Origin of the sequence: Comamonas sp. 26, from assembly GCF_002754475.1 — a bacterium.
GTDB lineage: Bacteria > Pseudomonadota > Gammaproteobacteria > Burkholderiales > Burkholderiaceae_C > Comamonas.
Genome location: NZ_PEFL01000001.1, coordinates 1,415,382 through 1,431,711, shown reverse-complemented (window position 1 = coordinate 1,431,711; position 16,330 = coordinate 1,415,382). Strand labels below are relative to the sequence as shown.

Genomic DNA, 16,330 nt, shown 5'->3' with positions numbered 1-16,330 from the left:
CCGAGTCAAAAAGGCCTCTAGCCTATGCAGACAAAGCGGTATTAGCTACTGTTTCAATAGCTGCATACTCATCATCAACGGGCCTAGCCACTGTCATCGCAGCCTGCACGCAGTCACGGCCTGCTCTCTTGGCGGCATAGAGCAAAACATCTGCCTGGCACAGTGCCTCGGCCAGTTCTTCAGCAGAGCGCACTGCCACGATGCCAAAGCTGGCCGTCATGCGAATACGCTCCGGCAGATGCTCAAACTCATGGGCACTCATCTGCGCCCGCATTCGATCAACAATGGCATGAGCTTCGCTCATCTGCACGCGGTTGAGCAGCAGGATGAATTCTTCGCCTCCAAAACGGGCAACCAGATCTTTATCTCGCACCTGCTGCGGCAGCAACTGGCCCAGTTGCACCAGAACCTGATCACCTGCCGCATGGCCCCAGTTGTCATTAATGCGTTTGAAGTGGTCAATGTCCACCGCCACCAGTGCCCAAGGAGCCAGTCTGCGGTCAGCTAGCAAAGACTCACTCGCTTCCATAAAAGCGCGGCGGTTGAGCAGGCGGGTGAGCGGGTCGCGATTGCGCTCATCACGCAGATTGGTCACCATGTCTCTCACCGAGCAGGCAAGCAGCCCCACCGTGAACAGCATGGCAAACACCAGGGCAACGACTTGCGAAAAAGCCCAGTAACCCGAACGCGTCAACTCCTGCAGCTCATTCACAGGCAACAGGCTCACGGCTAGCGGCCTGAACAAGGCATAACCAACGCTGAATCCGTAGGTCCAGCGAACCAGGCTCTCTACCCAGTCCTGCGCAGGCTTTAACTGGAGAAATGCAGGCAAGGCCAGTGCCTGCATCAAGGCCATGGCGAACGCCAGACTTTGAATGCGAAGCAGCAAATCATTCTCAAATTGCGAGTAATAGAACAGCACGGCCAGAGTGACCGAGGCAATCAGCAAGCCACTGCTCACACTGACGCCCTTGCCTCGCAGGCGAAGTGACATGCCTTGCGCCAGTGACCAGCAGCCCATCAGATACAGGCAAGCGGTTGCCAGTGCAAACTGCCCCAGCTGGGCATTACTCATCAAGCTTTGCAGGGCCAGTGCCGTTGCCAATGACACAAAACTGCCGCTGAGCCACAGCAGAAATACCGCCTGCGGCTGACGGCGCTGCACATACCAGCAGGTCAGCAAGGCAAGCCCAAATAGCGCCACACAAGTGGGTGCTATCAAAGCAAAGTACGTGATGGCTGGCGGGTTCAAGAGGGCGGTCTTGGTGTAAGAAATTGTGAATTATTTTGTCAGCAATTCTCCATTACACAAAGCACTGAATATTTCAATTTCAAAGGTCATGGTTTGCGCTGGCATAAGCACATAGCAATTAGGTCGTTCTTTTGACGCAGCTGGCTACCCATAATCTACGCAGCCTTGGTATTTACTCAGGGCTTCAAGTAACCAACCGAAAGAGACACATGCGCATAGAGACACTCGCCGTACATGCAGGCTACTCGCCCGACCCCACCACCAAGGCCGTGGCTGTGCCCATCTACCAGACGGTGGCCTATGCGTTTGACAGTGCCCAGCATGGCGCGGATTTGTTTGATTTGAAGGTGCCGGGCAATATCTACACCCGCATCATGAACCCCACCACCGATGTGCTGGAAAAGCGCGTAGCAGCACTGGAAGGCGGTATCGCCGGACTGGCCGTGGCATCGGGCATGGCCGCCATCACGGCCGCCATTCAGACCCTTGCGGAAGCTGGCGACAACATCATCAGCGCCAGCACGCTGTACGGCGGCACCTACAACCTGTTCGCCCACACCTTTCCGCAGCAAGGCATTGAGGTGCGCTTTGCCGACCCGCGCGACCCCGCCAGCTTTGGCGCACTGATCGACGCCAAAACCAAGGCCGTGTTTATCGAATCCATCGGGAATCCTCTGGGCAATGTGACCGACATCCGCGCTCTGGCCGATGTGGCCCATGCCCACGGTGTGCCGCTGATCGTGGACAACACCGTGCCATCACCCTATCTGCTGCGACCTATCGAGTTTGGTGCCGACATCGTGGTGCACTCGCTCACCAAATACCTGGGCGGCCACGGCACCAGCGTCGGCGGCGCGATTGTGGACAGCGGCAAGTTCCCCTGGGCCGAACACAAAGCCCGCTTCAAGCGCCTGAACGAGCCCGATGTGAGCTACCACGGCGTGGTCTATACCGAAGCACTGGGCCCCGCCGCCTTTATTGGCCGCGCCCGCGTGGTGCCGCTGCGCAATATGGGCGCGGCCATCTCGCCGCAAAACGCCTTCCAGATTCTGCAAGGCATTGAAACGCTGGCTCTGCGCATGGACCGCATCTGCGAGAACACGCAAAAGATTGCCGAAGTGCTGCAAAAGCACTCGAAGGTGGAATGGGTGCGCTACGCGGGGCTGAAGGATCATCCCGACCACGCCATTGTGCAAAAGCAATCGGGCGGCCGCGCCTCAGGCATTTTGTCGTTCAGCCTCAAGGGCGACGAAGGCCGCGCTGCAGGTGCGCGCTTTCTGGATGCGCTGCAGCTATTCACCCGCCTGGTGAACATTGGCGACGCCAAGTCGCTGGCCACCCACCCCGCCTCAACCACCCACCGCCAGCTGGATGCCGCCGAGCTGGCCAAGGCGGGGGTGACCGAAGGCATGGTGCGTCTGTCGGTGGGCATTGAGCACATTGACGACCTGCTGGCCGATTTAAATCAGGCGCTCGAACAGGTCTAAGCAAACTCTGCGACGCCAGGCTGTTGAAGCGCTGGCGCGAGACGCTCATGCGTCCCGTGCCAGACGCAGCCCCGTCATCTGCCAACGTGCTGTAGCCGCAAAGAAGTTGCGGTAGCTCAGCCGTGCATGACCGGCGGGAGTCAGGCAAGAGCCGCCACGTAGAACATACTGGTTGACCATGAATTTGCCGTTGTATTCGCCCACGGCTCCATCGGCCACGCGAAAGCCAGGATAGGCGGCATACGACGATTGAGTCCACTCCCAGACCTGACCTATGACCGGTGCAGGGTCGCCTGTCATAGGTTCTGGATGAAGACTTTGGTTGGCATCCAGCAAAACCTCAGGCCAAGCATGCTCGCCCATCGCGACCTCCCACTCCATCTCCGTGGGCAGGCGCACACCGGCCCAGCGCGCATAGGCATCGGCTTCGAAGTAGGAGAGATGGCAAACCGGCCGCAGCACATGCAGCGCAGTCGCGCCATGCAAGCTGAACTCCTGCCAGCACTCTGCTCCTGCAGCATTTTCAAGGGCTCGCCAATACCAGGGGTGGCTCAGTTGCTGAGCCTGGCACCAGTCCCAGCCTTCAGACAGCCACCATTGCGGCTGGCTATAGCCCCCCTCCTGCACAAAACGCAAATACTCTCCATTACTCACCGGCCTCAGTGCAATCTGCGCCGCTTGCACATACACGCTATGTCTTGGCATTTCATTGTCAAATGCAAAGCCACTGCCGCCATGGCCAATGGCATAGACCCCCGCGTCAATCGATTGCCATACGAGGTCGGCGGCGGACCATTCAGCGCTCGCATTCACCAAACCGTCTGAAGCATAGGCAGGCCAGAGAGGGTGACAGGACAGCAAATGCTTGATGTCGGTCAGCAGCAACTCCTGATGCTGCTGCTCGTGCTGCAAGCCCAGGGTAATGATCTGGGCAGCGGCCCGCTGCTCTACCCCACTCCTTGCATTCATCTTGGCCATCAGCGCCAGCATCTGCGCATCGACTGCCGCACGGTAAGCCATCACATGAGCCAGAGGCGGCCTTGTCAGCAAGCCGCGCTGGGCTCTGGGGTGGCGTGCCCCTACCTGCTGATAGTAGGAGTTGAAGAGCATGCGAAAGCTGGCGTCAAAAAGGCTATGCCCTGGCTGGTGTACAGAAAGAACAAAGGTCTCAAAAAACCAGCTGCTATGCGCCAGATGCCATTTGGCCGGGCTGGCATCGGGCATGGATTGCACACAGGCATCTTCAGCAGACAGCGGTGCGGCCAGCCCTTGCGTATGAGCACGCACCCTCTCATATTGAAGAACCAGTGCAGCCCAGTCGGGCAGACCGGCATGCGCGGGCCTCATGGACTGCAGTCCTTTATCCACAGCTTCAAGCATGGGCATGAATGACGGCAAACCACTGCCGCTCATCGGTCCAGACATGGGTTGTGCCAAAACCCGCAGCCCTCAGCATGGAGAGAAAATCAGACAAGGGGTACTTGTAGCTGTTTTCCGTATGAATGGTCTCGCCCTGCGCAAAGTAGCGCACGCCCTGTGGCCAGCTCACCATGACGGCCTGGCGCGCACGCAAATGCATTTCTATGCGTGAATGCACAGGATCAAAACAGGCTTCATGCTCCCAGTCCTGGGGCTTGAAGTCGCTGCCCAGCAAACGATTCACATGGCTGAGCACATTGAGATTGAATTCGGCTGTAACGCCCTGCTCGTCATCGTAAGCAGCTATCAAAACAGGTAGCGACTTGGGCAGATCAATACCGATCAGCAGCCCTCCATCGCCATTCAGCAGCGAATGCATATGTTTGAGCATATGCAATGCCTGCTGCGTATCGAAATTGCCAATGGAAGAGCCCGGATAAAACAGTTCGCGCCGGGCCTGCGGCACGTCTGGCGGCAAATGCCAGTCGGCGGTGAAGTCTGCGGCAACGGCCCGCGCCGCCATTTGCGGAAAATCCTGGCCCAACCGTGCAACGGCCTGCTGCAGAAACTCCACCGCAATATCCACACCCACAAATTGCTGAGGTGCCACGCTGCGGCACAGACGTCGCACCTTCTCGCAATTGCCAGCACCCAACTCGATCAGCACCTGGCAACCGCTCATGGCCTCGGCCATGCCGACTTCGTGCTGCGCCATGATCGCCGCCTCGGTGCGCGTGGGGTAATACTCGCGCAGCTGCGTAATCTGTTCAAACAAAGCGCAGCCGCGCGCATCATACAGAAACTTGGGAGAGATCTGTGCCTGCTGCTGCATCAGGCCTTGCGCAAGCTCATGTCGCAACGCCGCTTGAGCGTCCTGCGGATGCTGCGTGACTGCCAGACCTCCTTGACGCTGCGGCGGAGCCTGAAAAGACGCCAGGGGCAAGGGAATGCGCCCGGCACGAGAGAGAAACTCGATAGATGCTGCCTGTCTGTCTGGTACCGCGCGCATGCTGATCCTCCTGAAATGCTGATCGCACGAGACCGCTCCCGCACCATCACTGCCAAGTCTGGTCGCCAGCCCGGCAGAGCGCGGTCAGAGTCGCGCGGGAGCCGGGTAGTCATCAGCCTAGCGCCGCCAGCAAGCGACCAAAGTAGGACTGAAGCCAGCACTCTTTGTACCGCATCACCATGCAACGGTGCTGACAGAAGCAATACTTGTCAACCAATGCATCAAAGTCAAAAAAATCGGTACCCCGCCTGCGCGGAATACCGATCTAAACATACACCCTAGCCTATGAAGCCAGCCGGTCATGCAGACCTGCCAGCTTCAGTGCACCACAGAGCTTGCGGTGCGTGAGCCTTATCTCTAGCAGAAGGTCCAGAGACAAGATCACTCTTTACTGTGGCGCTATCAGAAGCGATAGCCCACACCCACGCCGACCAGCCATGGGTCAACCTTGAACTTGGCATTTTCCAGGCCTGCGCCTGTGACCTTGGTGCCCAGATACACCTTCTTGATGTCGAAGTTCAGCGACCAGTTCTTGTCCAGCGCATAGTCAAAACCGACCTGCAGCGCGCCGCCAAAGCTGTTCTTCTTCACGGTCACTGCGCCATCGGCAATGTTCACACTCGAGAAGCGTGTGTAGTTCACACCGGCACCCACATAAGGCTTGAATGCGCCAAAGTTGGTGAAGTGGTACTGCGCCAGCAAGGTCGGGGGCAGATGCTTGAGCGAGCCGATCTTGCCGCCGTTCAGGCGCACATCATGCTTTTGCGGATAGGTCAGCACCAACTCGGCCGCGATATTAGGTGTGAAGTAGTAGGACACGTCCACTTCAGGCATCCACTTGTTATTGATGCTCACACCCGCATCACCAGCGGTGCCGCCGTTATCGCTATTCAGATGCACAGCGCGCACGCGCACTTGCCAGGGGCTGCTGCCATCAAAGGATTGAGCAAAAGCGGTACCAGCAGTCAGTGCGCTGGCAGCGGCGGCAATCGCGATCAGAGTCTTTTTCATGGGCTTTTTCCTTGAGTAAATCGGTGGGAGTACTTGTTTGCATCCCTTGGCATTGATTGAAACAAAGCCGCCTTCTTCCGGGTTTGTCCCATGTCAACCTGCACACCGACTCCGCCAAAGAAAAAGCGGGCGTTGCCCAATGGCCACGCCCGCTTTGATGTCTGATTCAGCGCAAACCATTGCTGCATCAGCGGTGCTAGCTATTAAATTAATGAGCCGCCTTTGCAGGTCGCAGCTTATGCCACAGCTCAACGCACAGCACTACCGCACCGCCGATGACAGCTCCCACCAGCACATGCACCAGCACCGGCCCCAGCGCCGCAGCCATACCGCCCAAGGGAATCACAACCGCCTGGACCCAATGCTCAATCGGCGCAATGCCGTGCACCAGCAAGCTGCCGCCCACCATAAACATGGCGGCCGTGCCCACAATCGACAGCCAGCGCATCAGCCATGGCGTGAAGGCAATCATGCCGCGGCCCAGTGCCTTGGCGGCGCTGCTGCTCTTGGCCATCAGCCAGCCGCCCACGTCATCCATACGCACAATGCCGGCCACCAGGCCATAGACAAACACCGTAATGGCCAGAGCCACAACCACCAGCACAGCGCCCTGCTCCCAGATGGGTTTGGTGGAGACCGTGCCCAGCGCAATCGCCATGATTTCGGCCGACAAAATAAAGTCGGTACGCACCGCGCCGCTGACCTTTTGCTTTTCGTACTCCATCGGATCCATATGCTGCTCACGCGCCGCACGTACCGATGACGGAGCCACACCTTTCAGAGCAGCTTCTTGCGCATCGACCACCACTTCTTTCTCGCTGTGCGTCTGCTTTTTGTGGAAAAGGTGCAGAATTTTTTCCACGCCCTCAAAGCACAGAAAAGCCCCGCCCACCATCAAAAGCGGGGTAATCAGCCAAGGCGCAAACGCACTGATCAGCAAGGCTGCTGGTACCAGAATGGCCTTGTTCCATAACGAGCCCTTGGCCACGGCCCAGACCACCGGCAGCTCTCGACTGGCCTTGACGCCCGTGACCTGCTCGGCATTCAGCGCCAGATCGTCACCCAGCACGCCGGCGGTTTTCTGCATGGCCACCTTGGTCTGCATGGCCACATCATCAAGAATCGCCGTACTTTTGCCCGCAGCGGTCTTGGTCATCAACGCTACGTCATCAAGCAAGGCTGCAATATCGTCAAGCAGCATCAAAAGGCCGGCACCCGCCATCGCACTCCCCTGTTGGTTTCAATGGCTGCCATCATGCCTTTAAACCGCGTCGGAACTGCGACAGGAATTTGCCATTCACATCGGCTAAAAATGTTCTTGGCGCTTTTTGCAACGACAATGGGCGCTCTTATTGAACGGACATCCTGTGAACCAACCTATTGCACACGCCGAGCTGATCGCCAGCTACCGAAAAGTCGCGGCTGAAGCCGCCAAGAAGGCGGAGCTGATCAAGGCCTCTGCTGGCAAAGGCCCGCGCACCATCGCCACCGTGACCGAGACGGCCAACAAAGCCGCTCGCCGACGCGATGTGCTGGCCAGCAAGCTGGCCAAGCTTGGCGTGGTTCTGGCGGACTAAGCCACCCCATCAAAACAGCCTGCAACTGCAGGCTGTTTTTTTATTTGCTGGTCTTGAAGCCCTGCGTCGCCGCCCAGGCCGCCACATCGTCACGGCGGATGGCGGCGGCCATCAGTTGCGGGAAAGCATCTGGCGTGCAGGCAAACGATGGCACGCCCAAGGCTGCCAGTTTGGCCGCCAGATCGGCGTCATAAGCCGGCGCACCCTCGTCGCTCAGCGCCAGCAGCGTGATGAACTGCACACCAGATTCGACCAGCTCATTGGCCCGGCGCAGCAGGCCTGACTCCACGCCGCCTTCATACAAGTCAGAGATCAGCACCAGAATGCTGTTGCGCGGCTCGCTGATGATGCTCTGGCAATAGCCGACCGCGCCGTTGATGTCTGTGCCGCCGCCAAGTTGCACACCAAACAGCACGTCCACCGGGTCATCCAGTTTTTCCGTCAGATCAACCACCGCCGTATCAAACACCACCAGCTTGGTCGCCACGGCTGGCAGGCTGGCCATCACAGCGCCAAAGATGCTGGAGTAGACCACCGAGTTGGCCATGGATCCGCTTTGGTCTATGCACAAAATCACCTCGCGCTGCGGGCGACGCGCCTTGCGGCCGTAGCCTATCAGCGTCTCAGGGACGATAGTCTGGTAATCGGGTTGCCAGTGGCGCAGATTGGCGCGAATGGTGCGGTTCCAGTCAATCTCGGCATGGCGTGGACGGCGGTTGCGCTGGCTACGGTCCAGCGCGCCGCTGACGGCGCTGCGCATGGGTTCTTCCAGCTTTTTCATCAGCTCATCGACCACCTTGCGCACCACCAGCCGGGCCGTGGCCTTGGTGTTCTGCGGAATCACCGAGCCCAGCGAGATCAGGTCAGCCACCAGATGCACATCGGGCTGCACGTTCTCCAGCATCTCAGGCTGCAACAGCAACTCGCGCAGATTCAGCCGCTCCATGGCATCGCGCTGCATGACCTGCACCACCTGGCTGGGAAAGTACTTGCGGATATCGCCCAGCCAACGCGAGACGGATGGCGATGAATTGCCGCGCCCGCCCTTGCGGGACGAGAGCTTGCTGTCTTCTTCATACAGCGCAGCCAGCGTCTGATCCATTTCCTGCAAGCGCCCCGTCACACCGCCGCAGCTGGCATCAGCCGGGCTGCCCAGCACCATGCGCCAGCGCTGCATACGAGTGGTGGGCTGAAGTTCTTCTGTGACCTCTTGCAGCTCGTCGGTGTCGGTGTCGGTGTCGGTGTCGGTATTGGCTATCTGGTTCATCGTCACACCTTGGCAGAAGACGCTTCAAAATTAGTAGCCTTCAGCGCTTGATGTATCAGCGCTTGCGGCAGATTAAGACCCAGAAGTGCGTTCAGCACGGGCAGCGCCAGTGCTGCGCGTTGCTCATCCCAAGGGGCATAGTCTCCGTCGCTGGCGACGGATGCAGTCGCAGCAGCCCCAGAGACAGGCACCCGCTTGGCTTTCTCGCCCAGGCTTTGCCGCTCATGCTTGCTGAAGTTGGCAAAGCTGCGGCGCACCAGTGGCAGAATTTGCGCAAACTGCACTTCGCCCAGCCCGCTGAGCCACGCATCAATCGCGCCCCAGATGGATTCGTCGTGCAGCAGCACCAGCGCCTGCTGGTTCAAAAATCCATCCAGCCAGGCCGCAACATCCATGGGCGCAGCGCCCAGCGACAGGTTGCGATTGAACTGCTGCACCACCTCGGCGCTTTCCAGCAGATGCTCATCGAGCAGCAATCGGCAGGCCATGCCGCGCAGCAAGGCCGCAGCCGCATCGCCCATGGCCAGACTGCGCAGCGCGGCGCGCCAGGCGTCTACGGCTTCTTGCGCTTTGCCATCCGTTCCGCGCAAACGCAAGGCGTCATGCGCGGCCAGCACCTTGATCTTCATGGCTGCAGCGGCATCGTCATCCATGGCCATACAGGCCACGGGCAGACCGATAGAGGCACGCACGATGAGTGAATCAATCACCGTGGCCAGCAGCGCCGTATCGGTCTGCCGCACGCTGCCGTAGCGGTACACGTTGGCCAACGGCGGCAGCGCCTGCAGCAGCTGGGCCACATCGCCCGTGGTGGCGGCGCGCTCGGCCAAGGTTTCAATCAGCGCTTCAACCAGCTGAGACAAATTGGCCAGCAACGCATCGTCAATAGCCTGCGCAATCTCAGGCAGAGCCGTATCGGACTTGAGGCTGGCACGCAGCTTGGCCGTAGCGGCCTGCGCCACGGTGGCACCATGCACGCTGGCTTCGATGATGCGCACGGCCAGCTCAGGCTCCCACTGCAGCTGCCAACTTTCGCGGAAGGTGCCGCGGTTGCGCTGCGCATCAGCTGCGCGTGCGCCCCAGTCAATGCCCAGCAGCCGCAAGCGGTGCAAGAAGTGGCTGCGCGCCAGATCGATATCTTTGCGCAGGTCCAGCGCCAGCAGCTTGCTTGCGGCTTCTGGCTTCATACGCAGCGACTTTTGCTGCTGCTCCATATCGCGCTGCAGCGGCACCTGCGGCACATCGGCAGGCACGCCGCCCAGCACATGGCCCACAGTCAGCTCATCATCAATCAGCTGCAGCGGCGCTCTCTCGCCCATGCAGATGACGGTGACGATGGATTCGTTAATTTCCTCCAGCCCCGGCGTGGGCTGACCCCGCAGCGCGGCCAGACTTTCGGCCAGCCGCGTGGCTTCGATGATGTGGGCACTGGAGCAGTCCAGATCTTTTTCACGCAGCAAATGGGCCACACGCGTCAGCCAGCCGGCGGTGCGCATGATGGCGGGAGTGACTCCGCCATTTGCTCCGTATTTGATAGCTGGCAGGTATTTTCCATCCTGCGCTACAGCCCTGTTTGATTCAATATCTGCCTGATAGCAGCGCCACAGATGCTCGTACCAGCCCGGCGAGGTCACGCCCGCGCCATAGCCGCTGCGGCTAGCCAGATTGCGGTAAGTCCACGGTGCCCAGGTGGCCTGCACCTTGGCCTTAGGCAAGCCCTTGAGCAGGGCCGCATCGGCCTTGGCTGTGACGCTTTGCTGCAGCGCGGGTACATGCCATGCACCGCAGACCACGGCAATGCGCTGGTAACCGGCCTTGGTGGCATCGCGAATGCACTGGCGCATATGGGCTTCACGCAATGCCTCGCGCTGCACATAGGCTTCGCCGCGCCAATGCTCACCATCCTTGGCCAGCTCGCTGCGCACGGCAGTCATGGCTTCGTTGATAGATTCAAACAGCGATTCGCTGTCGCCGCGCTCTTCCACCAGCCGGTTCCACCAGGTTTCGCCGTCTTCAAAACCAGCGGCCTGGGCCAGCCAGTCCAGCGGGTCGCGGTGAATTTCGACGGGCAGTTCAACGGTAACTTCCGCATCGGTCGGTTCTGCTTCTGCATCTGCTTCTGATGCGTCCTCGGCACTGGCACCTTCAAGCGCTGTATCTTCAAGTGCCTCATCCACTGCCAGCTCGCCCTCTTGCGCAGCATCGTCCTCTGCTTCCGCCGCCAGCTTCAAGGCTTCGCGCCGCGCCAGCTCAATGGCCATGGCATGGGTCTGGGGCAGATCGATAAAGCGCGTGACAACGCTGTTGCGACTGGCCCATTGCAGCGCCTGCCATTCGGGCGAGAACTCCGCAAACGGATAAAACGCCGCCTGGCTGGGTGTGTCCTGCATATAGACCAGCATGGCCACGGGCGGGCGCAGCTCGGCACTTTGCAGCATGGGCAGAAGCGACTCGCCCTCAGGCGGGCCCTCCACCAGCAGGCAGTCGGGCTGCAAAGCTTCAAGCGCCTGCAGCAGGCTGCGCGCACAGCCGGGGCCGTGGTGGCGTATGCCAAAAAAATGAATCAAATCAGCGGAAGTGGCCATGGGCTTGTCTAGAAAATGAAGTCAGCTTCAAGCGGCTAAGACAGCTCAGCCCATCGCAGATGGGCGTTTGAGACGAGGCGTCATCACCGAAGACAGTAGCAGCGCTACGGCGAGGTGATGCAACGAAGTATCAAGAGCTGTATTAGTTGCCCATACCTCACAGTTGTTCGCGGCAGGCTCGGTACAAATCCTTCCACTCGCTGCGTTCCTTGACCACGGTTTCCAGATATTCCTTCCACACCACGGTGTCCTGCACCGGGTCTTTGATGACCGCACCCAGCAGGCCCGAGGCCACATCGCCTGCGCGTAGCACGCCGTCGCCAAAGTGGCCCGCCAGTGCCATGCCGCTATTGATGACCGAGATTGCCTCAGCCGTAGACAGCGTTGAGCTGGGCGACTTCACGCGCACAGTCTTGCCGTCTTCGGTCTGGCCGTTGCGCAGCTCGCGGAAGATTTGCACCACACGTCGCACTTCCTGCAGCGCAGGTGGCTCGGCAGGCAGTTGCAGGGCGCGGCTTTGCTCGGCCACGCGTTTGGTGACGATCTGCACTTCCTCATCTTGCGACGCAGGCACGGGCAGCACCACGGTGTTGAAGCGGCGCTTGAGAGCGCTGGAGAGTTCGTTCACGCCCTTGTCACGGTTGTTAGCCGTGGCGATGACCGAGAAGCCCTGCACGGCCTGCACTTCGCTGCTGAGCTCAGGAATGGGCAGGGTCTTTTCAGACAACACGGTGATCAAGGTGTCCTGCACATCGGCGGGGATGCGGGTCAGCTCTTCGATGCGGGCAATCTTGCCCAGTTTCATGGCGTGAACCAGAGGGCTGGGGATCAGCGCCTTGTCGGACGGGCCGTGGGCCAGCAGCTGGGCATAGTTCCAGCCATAGCGCAGCTGCTCTTCGCTGGTACCTGCCGTGCCCTGGATAAGCATGGTCGAATCACCGCTGACGGCAGCCGACAGATGCTCGGACACCCAGGACTTGGCCGTTCCGGGCACGCCGTACAGCAGCAGGGCGCGGTCGGTGGCCAGGGTGGAGACCGCAATCTCCATCAGACGCGGGCTACCAATGTATTTGGGGCTGACCTCAAAACCGTTGCTCAGCTTGCCGCCCATGAGGTACTGCAGCACGGCCCAGGGCGAAAGTTTCCAGTTCTGCGGACGCGCGCGGTCGTCCACTTTTTGCAGGGCATCGAGTTCTTCGGCAAATTGCGTCTCGGCGTGCTGACGTAGTACTTGGCTCATGATGTGCTTCCGGTGTGAATTCAGAAAATGGGGATCAGCTGCGCAGCTCGGCATGCAAGGCCATGCGCAGGTCGACAATGCGGTTCAGTTGTGCCAGCACCTGCTCGTCATCCCAGGGACGCAGGCGGGCACGGTCCAGTCTGGCTTGCTGCTCTGGCGTGAGCGTGCTGGCCACGACAGCGGCTGTAGCCTCTTCCACCACAGCGTCGGTCTTGGAGACCAGCTTGCGCCACAGCTGAGTCAGCCGGGGCATCACAGCGGTTTCGGCGGCCGTGGCCACTTCGGAATCTTCCGCCACTTCAGGCTCGGGCTCAGCAGCTGGCACGGACTGGCGCCAGAGCTTTGCAAAGCGCGGCAGCATGGCCGCATGCAACCGGCGGGCGCAGACCAGAATGGCTTGATCGGCCTGCCAGCTATGCCAGCTGCCAGTGACCTGCTTGCCGCCCAGAGCCTTGTCCAGCTCGTCCATCACGCGCTCGGACATAAGCAGTGAAAACTCGCCCACCACCGGCATGCCGCCTTCCAGCGTGTTGATACGGTCGATCAGCGTGCCCTTGGCCTGCTGCAACTGGCGCAGCCAATGCTCCTCGCGCTGCTCGGGGCTGAGCTGGTTGAGCAAGGCGGGCAGCAAGGACTCTGCCCGTGCGTCGCGGTCCATGGTCTGCAGCAGACCGATCCAGCGCACATCAGGCTGATCGCGCAAGGCTGCCAGCCAACCCTGGCGCAGCGCCGTCTTCCAGTCACTGCGGCGGCTCCACTCCCACAGCTGCTCAGGCGTCATGCCCAGATGCTGCATCCAGAAGTCCAGCGGTGCCAGCTCCACCATCTGCTGCAGCCACCAGGCTTTCACGCCCTTGATGTATGCAGGCGGCTGCAGCGCAATGCCATCGCGCTCCCAATCCTTATTACCTTCTTCGGGCGGCTCGATCTGCCATTCGCCTTTGCCTCCCTGGCTCAGCATGGCTTGCAGCCAAGCGGTAATGCGCTGACTATGGGCGCTTCGCGCCAAGCGCGACAGCAGGCGTGCGGCGTTTTCGCGCACCTCCTTGCTGCGGTCGGTCAGCAGCTTTTCCAGCAGCGGCTCGTCGTCCATGGAAAGGCTGATTTCCAGCGCCATCACCATGGGCGCTCGCTCTTTGGCGCTGAGCTCTTTGAGACTGCCTTCCAGCCGGGTACGTGCCTGGCTTGCATCGCGCTCGCGCTCATCGCGCAGCAAGGCCACGCGCTGATCGATAGAGCCTTCCTGCCAGATCTGCTCGGCGTTGGCCGTCTCCTGCACACCGCTGGCATAGGCCCACTGCGGGTTCAGCGCTGCCAGCCAGCGGCCGCGCTCACCCAGCACCGGCGTCAGCCATGTGCGCAGCTCCACAGACTGGCGGCCTTCATTCAAAGCCGGCACCAGCAGCTCATGAGACAGGCGCATGCCGGTCTCATTCAGCCGCTGAAACATGGGGGCCAGCAAGTCTCGCGGGCCATGTTCCAGCACATCCTTCATCATGGTCAGCAGCAGCACGCTTTGCGGTGCATGGCGCGACTCTGCGGCGGGCAACGCTGGCAACGCCAAGCTTTGGCTCAGCCTGATCTGCGCGCCGGGTGTCCAGCCCGCACGCTCCAGCACTGCGGCCACGGCACTGGCACGCAGCACTTGCGCAGCGGTCGATGTCGCGGGCTGCTGCAGGGCACTTTCCAATGTTTGCCTTGTCGGTGCCTGGGATGCATCGGCACCCGCAACCAGTGCCGCAGGCACGGGCAAGCGATCGACACCGACCAGGCTGGACTGCTGCAAGGCCGCCCATAAATGGGTGCTGCTCATAAGACTTCTCCCTGGTTCTGCCACAGCTTGCGCAAGACCTGACCTGATTCATCGGCCTGCCAGGCGCTGAGCAGACGCCATCGCCCCAGCTGCGGACCCGGCTCCCATTCGCCAAACAAGGCCATGGGCGCGCCGCCCGTCAGCGCCAGCAGATGCCAAGCTTGCTCATCCGCAATTACGGCCGGGACCGGCGCAGGCGACTCCTGGCCTTGCGGCCAGGCCACCAGCCATTGCCCATCGGCAAACAGCAAATGCGCCTGCGTGCACCACAGCGGCTGGACGGACTGCAAAGGATTGGCGGCAATGCGCTGGCTCAGCTGCTGCAAGGGCTGAGCTAGGACGGCTGGCGTCAGTGACGCAGCGTCCGCAGGCCCCAGTGCCTGCGCGCCGCTGGCGGCAATCGCCCGCAGCGGAGCATTGCCGGGGTAAAAACTCAAGCCGCTGCGGTAGGTGGAGCCCGGCACCAATGCGGTTTCAAAACCACGGCCCCCTTGCGAATAGTCCAGCACCAGCGCCATGCGGCCGGTCTGTAGGCCTTGCAACCAGACGCGGCGTTCGACCAGGCGGCCTTCACGCTCCAGCATGCGCAGACCGACCACCAGCCAGTCGTCGCTGATGGTTTCGCCCAGCGCCTGCACCTCGACTTTGTCCATGGGCCAGCCCAGCGCTGCCATGACATCGGCTTTGACCTCGGGACTCAGCGATTCACGGCGCTCGACCGCATCGACCAGCAGCTGCCAATGCCCCAGCTGCACCAGCAAGTCACGCGCCCAGTTGGGGTGGCTGTCCACCACTTCCCATGCCTCTTTAATCCGGGCTGACATGCCAGTCGCCTGCGCATCGACCATGCGTGCCGCCATGGTGTGCCAGTGCTGACGGGCTTGCGCATCGCTGGACTGATTGGCCAGGCCCGTGCGCACCATGTCCTGCATCCACAGCGACAGCTCCTGCATACCGGCAGATACCTTGTCCCAGCGCTTGTCATCGCGCTTGGCCTGCTGTTTGGCAAGGACTTCAGGATCGGCAGCGGGCGCAGCAGCAATGGCTGCGGCCTTGGCCTCTTTTTTCTCGGCCTTGTCTTGTCTGCCACCCAACCAGGCATTGACCCACTCTGGTGATTCACCACCCTCTGGCACCTGACCTGCCGCACGCAGCAGCATCAACGCCAGGCCATGCTTGCAGGGAAATTTGCGGCTGGGGCAGCTGCACTTAAAAGCCGGGCCGCTGAGGTCAACCTGGGTTTGATAGGGCTTGCTGCCACTACCCTGGCATTCGCCCCAGACCGCGACATCGTTGCTGCCCGTAGTCGGCCATTTGCTGATGGATTGCAGCCCTTTGGCGGCTTTGGACGAAGCAGCATCCGGCGACAAGGCCAGAACTTCTGCTTCCGTTGCTAATACACGCGACACCCAAGCCTCCCATTCGAAACTGCTGCATTCATTTTGATAGCTGCATGCGCTTATATATCGAGGGCTTGAGACTGATTTTCTTCAAAAATCCACGATAGCGCTTGTGCTTCCAGCTCGCGTGCAGCGCCTCTCTGGCACCGGCCATGAGCGTCTGCTTTACGACATTCACCAGCCTATCATCTGGCTGCAGCGCAAAAACGAAAAAAGCCCAAAATTCCAGACATGAAAAAAACCGGCTGACTTGCGTCAACCGGCTTCTGC

At 60.5% G+C, this 16,330-nt stretch carries 13 protein-coding genes; 2 read left to right on the top strand and 11 right to left on the bottom strand.

What is annotated here, in order from left to right:
• Positions 1 to 22: 22 nt before the first annotated feature.
• Positions 23 to 1,252: a diguanylate cyclase gene (locus CLU84_RS06555; protein WP_099736495.1), complete on the bottom strand. Its 1,230-nt coding sequence runs from the start codon at positions 1,250 to 1,252 to the stop codon at positions 23 to 25.
• Between the two features lie 209 nt (positions 1,253 to 1,461).
• Here CLU84_RS06555 and CLU84_RS06550 point away from each other — a divergent pair, with 209 nt between their 5' ends.
• Entirely contained in the window at positions 1,462 to 2,739 is a 1,278-nt protein-coding gene (locus tag CLU84_RS06550; RefSeq protein ID WP_099736494.1) for an O-acetylhomoserine aminocarboxypropyltransferase/cysteine synthase family protein, read from the top strand.
• Between the two features lie 45 nt (positions 2,740 to 2,784).
• Here CLU84_RS06550 and egtB read toward each other — a convergent pair whose 3' ends face one another.
• The 4 genes from egtB to CLU84_RS06525 form a co-directional block, all read right to left on the bottom strand.
• Positions 2,785 to 4,086, bottom strand: a complete 1,302-nt coding sequence (gene egtB, locus CLU84_RS06545; protein ID WP_233209942.1) for an ergothioneine biosynthesis protein EgtB — start codon at positions 4,084 to 4,086, stop codon at positions 2,785 to 2,787.
• Between the two features lie 25 nt (positions 4,087 to 4,111).
• Positions 4,112 to 5,167: an L-histidine N(alpha)-methyltransferase gene (gene egtD / locus CLU84_RS06540; RefSeq protein ID WP_099736492.1), complete on the bottom strand. Its 1,056-nt coding sequence runs from the start codon at positions 5,165 to 5,167 to the stop codon at positions 4,112 to 4,114.
• A 402-nt stretch (positions 5,168 to 5,569) separates the two neighbouring features.
• Positions 5,570 to 6,178 carry an OmpW family protein gene (locus CLU84_RS06535; protein WP_099736491.1) on the bottom strand — a complete coding sequence of 203 codons (609 nt, stop codon included), beginning with the start codon at positions 6,176 to 6,178 and terminating at the stop codon, positions 5,570 to 5,572.
• Positions 6,179 to 6,386: 208 nt separating this feature from the next.
• A complete protein-coding gene (locus tag CLU84_RS06525; protein WP_099736489.1) occupies positions 6,387 to 7,400 on the bottom strand; it encodes a DUF808 domain-containing protein in 1,014 nt (337 codons plus the stop codon).
• A gap of 145 nt (positions 7,401 to 7,545) precedes the next feature.
• On the opposite strand from CLU84_RS06525, the gene CLU84_RS06520 reads away from it, so the two are divergent.
• Entirely contained in the window at positions 7,546 to 7,755 is a 210-nt protein-coding gene (locus tag CLU84_RS06520) for a hypothetical protein (protein ID WP_099736488.1), read from the top strand.
• A gap of 40 nt (positions 7,756 to 7,795) precedes the next feature.
• On the opposite strand, the gene CLU84_RS06515 is transcribed toward CLU84_RS06520, so the two are convergent.
• From CLU84_RS06515 to CLU84_RS22010, 6 genes are all read right to left on the bottom strand, one after another.
• The gene (locus tag CLU84_RS06515) at positions 7,796 to 9,022 is read right to left on the bottom strand and encodes a VWA domain-containing protein (protein ID WP_099736487.1); all 1,227 of its coding nucleotides are present in this window, start codon (positions 9,020 to 9,022) and stop codon (positions 7,796 to 7,798) included.
• A 2-nt stretch (positions 9,023 to 9,024) separates the two neighbouring features.
• On the bottom strand, positions 9,025 to 11,607 hold the full coding sequence (locus CLU84_RS06510; protein ID WP_099736486.1) for a DUF5682 family protein: 2,583 nt from the start codon (positions 11,605 to 11,607) through the stop codon (positions 9,025 to 9,027).
• A 157-nt stretch (positions 11,608 to 11,764) separates the two neighbouring features.
• Positions 11,765 to 12,847, bottom strand: a complete 1,083-nt coding sequence (locus CLU84_RS06505; protein ID WP_099736485.1) for an AAA family ATPase — start codon at positions 12,845 to 12,847, stop codon at positions 11,765 to 11,767.
• A 34-nt stretch (positions 12,848 to 12,881) separates the two neighbouring features.
• Positions 12,882 to 14,660 (bottom strand): DUF5691 domain-containing protein, encoded by a 1,779-nt coding sequence (locus CLU84_RS06500; protein ID WP_099736484.1) that lies wholly within the window; start codon positions 14,658 to 14,660, stop codon positions 12,882 to 12,884.
• Positions 14,657 to 16,069, bottom strand: coding sequence for an SWIM zinc finger family protein (locus CLU84_RS06495; protein WP_233209941.1), 1,413 nt, complete (start codon positions 16,067 to 16,069; stop codon positions 14,657 to 14,659). The genes CLU84_RS06500 and CLU84_RS06495 overlap by 4 nt, the downstream gene beginning before the upstream one ends.
• Positions 16,070 to 16,097: 28 nt before the next feature.
• On the bottom strand, positions 16,098 to 16,319 hold the full coding sequence (locus CLU84_RS22010; RefSeq protein ID WP_158235172.1) for a hypothetical protein: 222 nt from the start codon (positions 16,317 to 16,319) through the stop codon (positions 16,098 to 16,100).
• Positions 16,320 to 16,330 lie beyond the last annotated feature (11 nt).

What these genes read in the sequence shown, in the direction of transcription:
- CLU84_RS06510 (WP_099736486.1), bottom strand. Translation starts at nt 11,607, where the DNA reads ATGGCCACTTCCGCTGATTTGATTCATTTTTTTGGCATACGCCACCAC.
- CLU84_RS06535 (WP_099736491.1), bottom strand. Translation starts at nt 6,178, where the DNA reads ATGAAAAAGACTCTGATCGCGATTGCCGCCGCTGCCAGCGCACTGACT.
- CLU84_RS06550 (WP_099736494.1), top strand. Translation starts at nt 1,462, where the DNA reads ATGCGCATAGAGACACTCGCCGTACATGCAGGCTACTCGCCCGACCCC.
- CLU84_RS06505 (WP_099736485.1), bottom strand. Translation starts at nt 12,847, where the DNA reads ATGAGCCAAGTACTACGTCAGCACGCCGAGACGCAATTTGCCGAAGAA.
- egtB (WP_233209942.1), bottom strand. Translation starts at nt 4,086, where the DNA reads ATGAGGCCCGCGCATGCCGGTCTGCCCGACTGGGCTGCACTGGTTCTT.
- egtD (WP_099736492.1), bottom strand. Translation starts at nt 5,167, where the DNA reads ATGCGCGCGGTACCAGACAGACAGGCAGCATCTATCGAGTTTCTCTCT.
- CLU84_RS06500 (WP_099736484.1), bottom strand. Translation starts at nt 14,660, where the DNA reads ATGAGCAGCACCCATTTATGGGCGGCCTTGCAGCAGTCCAGCCTGGTC.
- CLU84_RS06525 (WP_099736489.1), bottom strand. Translation starts at nt 7,400, where the DNA reads ATGGCGGGTGCCGGCCTTTTGATGCTGCTTGACGATATTGCAGCCTTG.
- CLU84_RS06515 (WP_099736487.1), bottom strand. Translation starts at nt 9,022, where the DNA reads ATGAACCAGATAGCCAATACCGACACCGACACCGACACCGACACCGAC.